Annotated in this window: 9 protein-coding genes; 8 read left to right on the top strand and 1 reads right to left on the bottom strand. The window is 36.1% G+C overall.

The window, feature by feature from the left end; translation table 11 throughout:
• Nucleotides 1-159: 159 nt before the first annotated feature.
• The 8 genes from IPH52_16410 to IPH52_16375 all read left to right on the top strand — a co-directional run bounded on the left by IPH52_16410 (nt 160) and on the right by IPH52_16375 (nt 10,202).
• A complete protein-coding gene (locus IPH52_16410; protein MBK7056593.1) occupies nt 160-1,431 on the top strand; it encodes an agmatine deiminase family protein in 1,272 nt (423 codons plus the stop codon).
• Nucleotides 1,432-1,434: 3 nt separating this feature from the next.
• Nucleotides 1,435-3,549: a SpoIIE family protein phosphatase gene (locus IPH52_16405; GenBank protein MBK7056592.1), complete on the top strand. Its 2,115-nt coding sequence runs from the start codon at nt 1,435-1,437 to the stop codon at nt 3,547-3,549.
• Between the two features lie 80 nt (nt 3,550-3,629).
• Nucleotides 3,630-3,992, top strand: a complete 363-nt coding sequence (locus IPH52_16400; protein MBK7056591.1) for a GtrA family protein — start codon at nt 3,630-3,632, stop codon at nt 3,990-3,992.
• A gap of 22 nt (nt 3,993-4,014) precedes the next feature.
• Nucleotides 4,015-4,716, top strand: a complete 702-nt coding sequence (locus tag IPH52_16395) for a glycosyltransferase family 2 protein (protein MBK7056590.1) — start codon at nt 4,015-4,017, stop codon at nt 4,714-4,716.
• A 9-nt stretch (nt 4,717-4,725) separates the two neighbouring features.
• The gene (locus tag IPH52_16390) at nt 4,726-5,313 is read left to right on the top strand and encodes a hypothetical protein (GenBank protein ID MBK7056589.1); all 588 of its coding nucleotides are present in this window, start codon (nt 4,726-4,728) and stop codon (nt 5,311-5,313) included.
• Nucleotides 5,314-5,676: 363 nt separating this feature from the next.
• Nucleotides 5,677-6,756: a hypothetical protein gene (locus IPH52_16385; protein MBK7056588.1), complete on the top strand. Its 1,080-nt coding sequence runs from the start codon at nt 5,677-5,679 to the stop codon at nt 6,754-6,756.
• 324 nt (nt 6,757-7,080) lie between these two features.
• Nucleotides 7,081-9,012: a hypothetical protein gene (locus tag IPH52_16380; GenBank protein MBK7056587.1), complete on the top strand. Its 1,932-nt coding sequence runs from the start codon at nt 7,081-7,083 to the stop codon at nt 9,010-9,012.
• Nucleotides 9,009-10,202 carry a thiolase family protein gene (locus IPH52_16375; GenBank protein MBK7056586.1) on the top strand — a complete coding sequence of 398 codons (1,194 nt, stop codon included), beginning with the start codon at nt 9,009-9,011 and terminating at the stop codon, nt 10,200-10,202. The genes IPH52_16380 and IPH52_16375 overlap by 4 nt, the downstream gene beginning before the upstream one ends.
• Before the next feature lie 203 nt (nt 10,203-10,405).
• Here IPH52_16375 and fliG read toward each other — a convergent pair whose 3' ends face one another.
• Complete coding sequence (fliG, locus tag IPH52_16370) at nt 10,406-11,422, bottom strand: flagellar motor switch protein FliG (protein ID MBK7056585.1); 1,017 nt, start codon at nt 11,420-11,422, stop codon at nt 10,406-10,408.
• Nucleotides 11,423-11,436 lie beyond the last annotated feature (14 nt).

The following is an 11,436-nucleotide window of genomic DNA, read 5'->3' as shown; positions in this document are numbered from 1 at the left end:
TTTTACTGACCAGTGAAATAATATGAGTAGAATTTATTTTGAACAATAAGCATAGGTTTTATCTAGGGTGCTCCTAAGTTTTTTGACATAAAAGAAAAAATAAAATGACAAATAAGAATGCTAAATTAAAAATATAGTATAGTAAATGTAAACTCATCTATGGAAACCTTGGTTGTGCAAATATCAAAACTTGTTTCTCTTTTTTTTCTAGTCTTTGTTCTTCTGAATTTATTTCATTGCATACCGGATATAAAAGAATTTAGAACACCTGCTGAATGGGAGAAGCAAGAATCTGTTTGGCTTGCCTGGCCTGTATTTGACAGTATTAAAGGACGACACGCAAGTGATGTAACGGAAAGTATCGTGAGAGAACTTGCTAGTTTTATAAAAGTTGATCTAATTGTCCAAGACGGAAACGAAAAAAGCAAAATTATATCCAATTTCAATACAAAGAAAATTCCTTTCTCTCACGTTCGTTTTCATATAGCTCCTCATGAAGATATTTGGATGCGGGATATGGGACCTATATTTCAAGTAAATGGGAAAAAAGAAAGACGCATTGTCGATTTTAATTTTAATCTCTGGGGCTATCAGAAAGAAAATTCTTTCGATGAAACGGTAGATCGCGTGATTGCGAATAATCTCGGTTTACCTACAATCAAAGCAAATCTTTTCTCAGAAGGAGGAGGGGTTGAATTAAATGGGAACGGCATTGCGCTACTTACAGAAGCAGTATCCTTCCAGAGAAATCCAAATTTAACAAAAGAACAAATAGAAGCTGAATACAAAAGAGTTTTAAATATAAAAAAAATTATTTGGATAAAGGAAGGTCTCCCGGAAGATCAGCATTCAACTCTTGGAACGTTACCCGGCAGATACTTCACTCCCATTACTACTGGAGGACATGTTGATGAGTTTGTTAGATTCGTCTCTACAGATACAATTCTTCTTGGAGAAATTTCTGAAGAAGAAGCAAACACAAATCCTATTCTTAAACTTGGAAGAACTGTTTTAGAAAATGCCTATAAAACATTGGCGAAAGAAACTGACTTAGAGGGTAAACCTTTCAAAATAATTCGACTTCCAATGCCAGAATTATTATTTGAAACGATTGGTCCAGGCGATGGAACCTATGATTTTTTAAAAGACTTAGAATTTAAAGATGGAACTAAAATAATTGCAGGTGAAAAAATAAAAATCGTTTTAGCAGCAAGTTATATGAATTATCTCATAACCAATGGGGCAGTCTTAATTCCCAAGTATTGGAAAGAAGGTAGAAGCGAGCAAATCCAAAAAAAGGATCAAGCGGCAGTTAGAATATTGAGCCAGCTATTTCCAGATCGAAAGATAATACAGATTAACCCCGAAAATGTAAACATAGGCGGCGGTGGTATCCACTGCATTACACAACAAATGCCGGCGGTGGAATAATCTATGCTAAAGCGAATAATAGCAGGTTATTGTAAAAGTGTAAATAAACAGATTAATTTAGTTTTCTTTCTTGGGACTCAGTCGATTGCCCTATTTGTAGGAATTAGTTTTTATATTCAGTATTCTAGCTATATGATGAAGTCCGTTGAGCATAAAATTGCGGATGGAATTTATGCAGTAGAAAATATCATTGAGGCTAACGATATATTAACCTTGGATGAAAAATCTAATTTGACTGAAGAGTATTTTGCTAAATGGCAAAAGATTAAAAATATTCAAGAAAAATTCAATCTAGCCTATGTATATGTTTTGCTATATGAAAAAAATCAAAAGTTTCGCTTTACCTATGAGTCGGGAGATGATCCAAGAGTCGTGGCTACTCCTATAAAAGAAGATAGTTTTAATTTTACCTATTCTCCTCATGTAGAAGAGAATCAAAGAAAGGGAGAACCGAGTGGATTACAGAAAGTAGCCGATACATATTTTCTTATCTATGATGACGCTCCGAAAGAAGCACTCAAGGCATTCGAAACAGAAAAGTTAGTATTTGCCGACGAGTTTCAAGATAAGTATGGAAATTTCCGTTCTGGCTTTTATCCTCTAAAACAAGATGGTAAAATTGTTGGAGTCATCGGAGTTGATTGCGATATTTCCGAAATTGTTCTTTTGCGACGCGGTGCTGTAAAAACGCTTTTGTTTATTCTTTTAGCAGGTTTATTGTTTAGTTTTTTAGTTCGGTATTTGATTCGTAGATTAGTTGTGATTCCGATTATTACTCTTAATGATGGGGCAAGACAAATTGCTGAGGGTAATTTGAATGTAAATATTAAACTAGATAAACAAAATGAATTGGGGCAACTAGCAATTAGCTTTAACCAAATGAGTTCCAATTTAAAGAAAAGCTTTGATCAGATCAAAGAATACAATGAGCAGCTCGAAGAAAAAGTTGCAATTAGAACCAATGAATTGCAGGAGACTCTCACGAGTGTGCAAAAACTTAAAATGCAACAAGATGGAGATTATTTTTTAACTTCTCTACTTACCAATCCTTTGATGCAGAATCGAAGTAAGAGTAAAAGTGTTTTTATCGAATTTTTGTTAGATCAAAAAAAGAAATTTCAATTTAAAAACAAAGAGCATCATATTGGTGGAGATCTTTGTATTTCTGGAGATTTACTTTTTAATCGCACATCTCATACCTTCTTTTTTAACGGGGATGCAATGGGTAAATCTATGCAAGGAGCAGGCGGGGCGCTAGTCATGGGCTCTATGATTAATTCCATTTTAGCAAGATCAGCTTCACGCGGAAAAGTCATTTCGATTTCTGTTAAAGATTGGCTTGCAGAAACATTTACAGAGATTCAAAGAGTGATGGAAGCCTTTGATGGAACTATGCTAGTTTCTTGTGTTATTGGAGTCATAAACAATGATACGGGAGTGATGAATTATATTAATGCGGAGCATCCTTTTGTTATCCTCTACCGAGACAATATTGGGCAATTCATTGAAGATTCTATTTCAGCGCATAAGATTGGTATGCCGGAAAATGATATGGAAATCAGAGAATTTGTTCTTTTAAAAGGTGATATGCTATTTTGTGGATCTGATGGAAAAGATGATCTCGTTTTAAGTAAGGAAGACGGTGTAAGAGTTATCAATGAAGACGAAACACTTTTCCTAAGAGTGTTAGAAGAAGTAGAAGGAGATTTACAACGAATATCCGCTATTCTTCAAAATTATGGGGAACTATCGGATGATTTTTCCATTGTAAAAATTGAATTTATCGGAAAAGAAGCAGAAACTAGAACAGAAGAAAAATATCCAGACCTAACAAACCAATGCGAAATCATTGTAGAAAATATTCGTAAGAAGAATTATTTGCAAGCCATGAAAATCATCGAAAAGTCAAATCAAAGTGACGCCTTAGTAAAATACTATCGCGCTTTATGCCTCAGTCGCCTCGGCAAACACCGCGAATCTTTAGATGAGCTAAATGCATTAGACCATGAATTCAAAGAACAAAAACAAGTCTTAAAACTACTAGCTAAAGTCTACCGCGACTTAGGTATGCTAGAAGAAGCAGCAAACTACGAGCGAAGATTCGCTGTTTTAAATTAGTCAATGTCTATTTGGTTAAAAAGTTTGACAGTTTACTAGCCCGGGATTTAGCATGAGATGAGAGAGAAATATCCGAGGCAATGAAAAGAGAGTTAGTATTTTTTTTAATTTCAGGTTGTAGTGCAGTTCTTACGGATTTAATTTCTTACTTTCTATTGGTAAATTCCTTAGGGCATGATTATGCAAAGGCTTTATCGTTTGTGCTCGGCTCTTTTGTTGCATTTATTTTAAATAAATATCTGACCTTTCAAAAAAAAGAATCCTCCATTGCCGAGATAATAAAATTTTCTATTCTGTATGCACTTACACTCGGCGCGAATGTAGCAGTTAATCACGGGGTAATACTCATTACTCCCGAATACAAAATATTTGCATTCTTATGTGCCACAGGAACTTCTACCATCCTCAACTTCATAGGTCAAAAGTTTTGGGTATTCAAATAATTAAAAAACTAGGTAAAGTAAGATGAAGCTATCTATTGTTGTTCCCTGTTATAATGAAGAAAAAAATATTCCACTCGTGTTAGAAAAATTTCAATCGGTCATCAAGAGAAATGATGTAGAAGTAATTCTTGTAAACAATGGCTCAAAGGATAACAGTCAGTTGGTGTTAAACGAGCTGATTCCAAAGTATCCCTTTGCTCGCACAGTTCTTGTGGAAGTCAATCAAGGATACGGATTTGGAATTCTCTCCGGACTAAAAGAAGCGAAGGGAGACTACATAGGCTGGACACACGCCGACATGCAGACAGACCCGTATGATCCAATCAAGGCGCTAGACCTAATTGAGTCAGCGGGAAATCCTACGAATCTATTTATCAAAGGAAATCGAAAGGGTAGACCTATCTTTGATAATTTCTTTACAGTTGGAATGTCTTTTTTTGAGAGCGTTTACATGGGAGTAGTCCTTTGGGATATCAATGCACAACCAAATATATTTCACAAATCTCTATTTGCTAGCTGGAAGAATCCTCCTTTTGATTTTTCTTTAGATTTATTTGCTTTGTATTCTGCTAAGAAAAGTGGATTTCAGGTTTTGCGGTTTCCCGTTGTTTTCCCCGAAAGACTTCATGGAGCATCTAGTTGGAATACAGGACTCGCTTCAAAATGGAAGTTCATTAAAAGAACTTTAGATTTTAGTTTTAAATTAAAGAAAGAATTACGTTAAGGATTTAGTATGAAATTTATCGCTCATAGAATCAACACAGTAGAAGAACTAAAAAAAATTCCAACAGAATACGGCGTGGAATTAGACTTACGAGACAGAGGAGAGCGATTAATTCTGCAGCACGATCCATTCAAAGACGGCGAAGACTTTGAAGAATATCTAAAGCACTATCACCATGGACTCATGATCTTAAATATAAAATCAGAGCGTATTGAGCATCGCGTTTTGGAATTAGTGCATAAATACAATGTGAAAGAATACTTCTTGTTAGACTCTTCGTTTCCTATGATCTTTCTTCTCTCAAACGAAGGCGAGAAAAACATTGCCCTTCGATTCTCCGAATTAGAAGGACTCGATACAATTCTCAGCATGAAAGGAAAAGTAAAATGGGTATGGGTAGATTGTTTTACAAAGCTTCCCATTGATAATAAAAACTTTCAGATATTAAAAGAAGCAGGATTTCAATTGTGCCTCGTTTCACCCGAGCTACAAAAACGAGAATCTGACTTAGCGGATTACAAGGATTACCTACACCGCGAAGGCGTTCTATTCGACGCAATCTGCACTAAGGTGTATAATATTTCCAAGTGGGGATAATTGTGCTAAGTTATTAAGGCTATGATTTTTAACCATACTTCGGCAATGCTCAGTATAAACTCCGAGCAGGAAGAACGCGAAGAAAAGACAGGATTTCATTACAAAATCTCTTCGTGATCTTCCTGCCCTTCGTGGTAAAAAAATCTTAAGTTGACAGTATTAAGATACATCCTAAAGATTTTTCTGGTAAAACCTCTTAAAAAAAATTGACAGAAATAGGATATTTTATTTATAAAATTATAAATATCGCGCGAGGATCATTTGCATTTGCATTTGCATTTGCATTTGCATTTGCATTTGCATTTGTTTGCTGATTCAATTTCAAATTATTCCTCTAAGATAAAAAACAATAAAGGAATCTTTATGAAAAAATTAATACACCTTTCGATCTTGGGATTATTCGTATTATCCCTAACTAATTGTCCAACCGAAAAAAAAGCGGATAACACGCCTACTATCGCAGCACTTCTACTCAGTGGTTCAAGCTCTAGGTCTACTTCCTCAACTGGAACAGGAACTGGTACGGGGACTGGCACTGGAACGGGGACAGGAACCGGGACTTCATTGACGGTAACAAGTGTTTTAAATAAATTAACGAGTTCAAATAGCCAGAATATTCCAGGGGCGGAAATAAGAATTAGTGGAAGTGGTTTTTCTACTACTTTGACTGAAAATGTTGTAACAGTCAGTGGAACTGCTGCCACTGTGCTTACTGCAACTAGCACTTCGATTACATTTACAATGCCTGAGATTGCAAGCATTACCGAAAATCAAACTGTAAATGTGGTTGTGACGAAAGGTTCATCTACTGCGACTGGTACTCTTACCTATTTTCCTACTCCAACGATTACAGTAAATGCTACGAATTCAATCAGCCGGACTCTTAATCCGACCGGAAGGAGTGGAAGTCATTGGTATAAATTTACCACTCTATCGACTAATACTATTATTAACGTATCGGGTTATACAGGAAGAGATATTGATTTCTATATTTTTAGCGTCCCTACATCTACTTATAGCACATCTGCCATTAGCACTATAACAAATGCTGAATCTGGGAAGTTTACTAGTCTATCAGCAGCTACTACCTATTACATCGAAGTCGTATTGTATTCTGGTACTGCAACAACTTACAACATTGGGATGGCAAGTCAAGCTGTTACTAGTGCGGGTAGTTGTAGTTCGCATGGGACTACTAGTAAATGCATCGATTATTTGTTTAATAACACAGCAAGTCAAACTGATTGTACAACGAGTGGCGGGACATATACGGCAGGTGGTACGTGCGTTGGTTTGGGTTTAGGAACGATAGTTGGAAAATGCACAATTCCAAGCGGGACAAATATTGGAACAGTGAACTATTATGGCAATGGAGGTTCTGCATTTTCCGCCGGAACAGCAGGGACAGCTTGTAATGGCTTGTCAAGTTCAATCTTTCAATAAAAAGTTTTGCTTAATGACAATTGAAATAATGTCTTAGTGGAAAAGAAATTATCCACTAAGACATTATTTTCTTTTGTCCAATCTCTCACTTTTCCTTTGGGTCTTTGTAAAAGCAAAGAAAATATCTCTCACAGAGCAGAGAGAGGTTACAGAGAGTTAATTCTTTTCTCTGTGTGCTCAGTGCGCTCTGTGAGAAATTTATATCTTTCCACAATCCCAAAGGATTAATCTCGATTGCCGAAAGACATTATAAGCAATACAAATCCCTTTTAGTATAAAAACTTTATTTCCAGTTGATTGCATCCCTAGAATCTAGTCTTGCCTATGAAAATTCTATTATTTATTGAGAGACTTTTTTCGGATAAGCTTGCCTATATTTCCCAAAAACAATTGAGTAAATCTGTTGGGCGACAGTTACTCTTTTTGTTTTTAATTGTTGGAAGTCTTGTTTTATTGTTTGGTTTACTCTTTGACGCTCTCGGAGTAAAATTTAAACAGGGAAATGTTTTTTGGTTTTCTATTTTGACTTTGCTCGGTCCGGATAGTCTTTATACGATAGAGACTGAGGACAGTCTTATCAAGGGAATTTCTCTTTTATTAACTTTTATCGGCATTATTACCTTCAATGGTATTATCATTGCGATTGTTGTATCTACCATTCATTCTTATTTTGATGAAATCAGAAGAGGAACTGGAAAAGTCCACGAAGAAAATACAATTGCAATTCTTGGTTGGAGTGAACTAGTTCCATCCATTCTTTCCGAGTTAAATTTATATTGCAAAACAGAAAAGAAACGGCTAGTCGTTGTTATTCTAACGGAAGAGCCAAGACCTGAGTTTGTGCAGCTACTCAAAATAAACCGTTATCTTGAAATTTTATTTAGAACAGGCGCTACTTACAAAACCTCTGATTTAAAACGATTGAACTTGATTCATTCTAGAGCTATACTCGTATTCTATGATTCAGGGAAAAAAGAATCTTCAGATTTTTTAACACAGGATTCATTTGTGATTAAGACTTTTATTTCCGTGCACTCTCTTCTTCTGGAAAATAAAGCATCTGAAATTCCTATTCTTTTAAACTTTAATGAAATAGAAAACAGCGTTTACTTAGATTACATTCAGGAACGGAACACTGTATTCTTTAATAAAAATTATTATAATGCCAAATTCATTTCGCTTCTTTTGCAAAATCCAAATTATTATTTTATTTTTCATGAACTTCTCAGTTATGCAGGAAATGAAATCTACTTCCTTAAAGCGGGTATACAAGGAAAAACTTTCGAGTCTATTCTTTTATCTTTCCCACTTGCGATACCTGTTGGAGTAAGGAGAAATAATGAAGTTATCCTCTCGCCTCCACAGGATTATTTGTTGAATGCAAGTGATGAGTTGATATTGATTGCTGATTCAGAGAAATCCATTCAATTCAAAGAAAACCAATCCCAATCAACACAGATTTCTTTTTTACAAAATCCTATAAGAAAGGAAGAAGAAGGAGAAGTCATAGCCATTATTGGAATGAATTCAAGAGTTCTTTATGTAATAGAAGAGTTTGAAAAAATAGGGAAAAAGATTTTTATCTACGCAAACGAATCCGAACTAAAATGGAAATCAAAAGTTTCTAATCTCAATACGAACGAAGCAAAGGAAATTTTTATTTTCCCGTGTGAGTTTATTTCAGAATCTGAAATAATGGAAAGAATCCCACTTGAGAAATTTGACAAGATATTAGTATTATCTTCGGAGGAAATTCCTGAGAATGGAAGAAATTCTTCTAGTGAAGATACCGATACTCTCTTTAAAGTTTTAAAACTAATTCATCTCAAAAAGAAACAACCAGAAACTTATCATTACCAGATTTTATGTGAAATTCAAAATCCAGAGAATGAAGAAGTCGTAAGAAAAATTCCTGAGTCTAATTTTAATTATGTGCTCGGTAATTTAATTGTGTCAAAGATATTAAGTATGGAACTAATTAATCCCGGCATTTTATTGATTTACGAACAGCTTTTGCAGAAGGGAGGAGTTGACTTAGATATTCAGCCGCTTTCTTTGTATTTAGATGTAGAAGTTGATTTCCATACCCTTCTTACAAACCTATACCATCAAAAGAAATGGATTTTAATTGGCTATATTGATTCCAAAACAGAAGGAATTAGATTAAATCCCGATAAAGCTAATATAATTTATCCGCAAGACCAATTGATTTATTTAACGCAGAGCGATTATAAAATAATAAGAAACCATATATGAAAAAAGCAGTAATTGTAGATGGACTCAGAACTCCTTTTGGAAGATACAAAGGCGGGCTAAAGAGTATTAGACCCGACGATCTAGCGTCTATCGTAATTCAAAACCTAGTAGATAAAAATAAAATCAATCATTTACAAATTGATGATGTTGTTCTAGGTTGTGTAAATCAAGCAGGAGAGGATAATCGCAATGTGGCGCGAATGTCCCTTTTACTCGCAGGTCTTTCGGAAGAGATTCCGGGTGTAACAGTCAATCGCCTTTGTGGATCAGGACTAGAGGCTATCAATCAGGCTGCGATGCAAATTGAAACAGGTAGAGCAAAGTTAGTCATCGCAGGCGGAGTAGAGAGCATGACGAGATCTCCCTTAGTGATGCTTAAGCCTGAACTTGGATTTAGTCGGGGCAACCATACATTAGCCGATTCTACAATCGGGTGGAGGTTTATCAATCCACGGTTAAATCAGCTTTATCCGGTAGTGACACTTGGCGAGTCAGCAGAAATTATGGCGGATAAGTTTCATATATCTAGAAGAGACCAGGACATGTTTTCGTATGAGAGTCACAAAAAAGCTTCAGAGGCAGAAGCAAAAGGATATTTTAAGGAAGAAATCATTCCCGTATACGAAATGAATTCCGAAAAAATTCTACTAGATAGAGATGAGCATGTAAGAATCGAAACTAGCTTTGAAAAACTTTCCGAGTTACCCACAGCATTCAAAAAGCATGGAACGGTTACGGCAGGAAATTCATCCGGTATTAACGATGGAGCCGCAGTTCTACTTGTCATGGAAGAGGAATTTGCTATCACCAATGGCTACACTCCATTAGCCGAAGTTGTCACATCAGCCGTTGTAGGAGTACATCCTTCTCTTTTGGGAACAGGACCGATTCCTTCTTCTCTAAAAGCATTGGAAAGAGCAGGGCTGAAAAAAGAAGACATTGATCTCTGGGAAATCTCGGAAGCATTTGCTTCAATGGTTCTTACCACTGTCAAAGAATTAAATCTTGATCTAGAAAAGGTGAATGTAAATGGCGGTGGAATTTCTATTGGTCATCCGTTAGGCGCTAGTGGTGCAAGAATGACGCTTACATTGATTCATGAGCTAAGAAGGCGTAACCTCAACTACGGACTTGTCACCATGTGCATTGGAGTAGGTCAAGGCATTGCAACAATTCTAAAGTGTTGCTGAGATTCTTAACGTCGTTCGGGATCTAGTTTGACAATTTAGAAATTCTTCCTATTCTGGAAGCAATCTGATTTAATGGGACTAACACCACAATGAGTCAAGAAGATATACGCTGGAAGCAAAGGTTTGCAAACTATGAGAGTGCATTTCTACGTTTAACTACAGAGTAGGTAGAGTAGGTGTTCCATTCTACAAAACTATCTAGGTTAAATAAACTCGTCTTTTCTTTTCTTTAAAATAATAATTCCATCTTCTTCTAGTTCGCGAGCGATTTTGAGTATATCGTTTCGGGCAAGGGTGATTTCGCGTAATGTTGTTTTGCCTCTAGAGTCCATTTCTTCTACAATATCGGATGCACGGTTTTGGGACATGGCTGTAAAGAAATGTCGTTTGATTTCATCTCCTGCTCCTCGAAGAGCGATTACTAATAGTTCATTACCGCCTAGTTTATTAACTAAGGTTCGCATTTCTCTTGCATCTAGATTTAGAATGTCTTCAAATACATATAGTTTGTCACGCACTTGGTAAGCCAAATCAGGAGACTTATCGTTTAACTCACGCAGAATATTTTCTTCCATGTTCTTGTCCATGTAGTTTAGAATATTCGCGAGGGACTCTGCTCCACCTGCTTGGGCTAATTCGGATTTGTCTCTTGCATCGTATTTTTTCTTTAGAATCTTTGCGATTTGTAGAATGGCTTCGGGGTGAGTCTTAGAAGTAGCTGCCAGTTTTAGAGCGACAGTAGATTGCATTTCGGCAGGGAAATGTTTTAGGACGTCAGCCGCTTTCTTGGGTTGAAGATAAGAGAGAGTAACCGCTATTGTTTGTGGATTTTCCCCGTTTAAAAGAGAACTGATTATGACTGGCTCAATATCATTTAGAAATTCGAAATCCTGCCCGATTTCTTTTTTGTCTATCTTCTTTAAAATTTCATCCGCTTTGTTGTATCCTACTGTTTTGGATAAAAGTTCACGAGCAGTCTCAAGTCCTCCTCTATCACCTAACTGCAATTCGGCGACAGTGTCTTTGAATTCGTTTAAAATGGATTCCCTTTGAATTTTTGAAACCATTCTAATTTGGGACATTTCATAGACAACTTGCTCGATCATCTTATCATCAAGATGAGAAAGCACTTTCGCGGCTTCCTCTTTTCCGAGGGAGAGTAGTAAAAGAGCGGCTTTCTTTGCTCCATTCATAGGGATATGCATTTTATTCGATTCCATAGAGTATGGGACAT

This window comes from Leptospiraceae bacterium, from assembly GCA_016708435.1.
GTDB lineage: Bacteria > Spirochaetota > Leptospiria > Leptospirales > Leptospiraceae > UBA2033.
The sequence above is the reverse complement of the archived record's forward strand: the minus strand, read 5'-3'. Positions and strand labels throughout refer to the sequence as shown.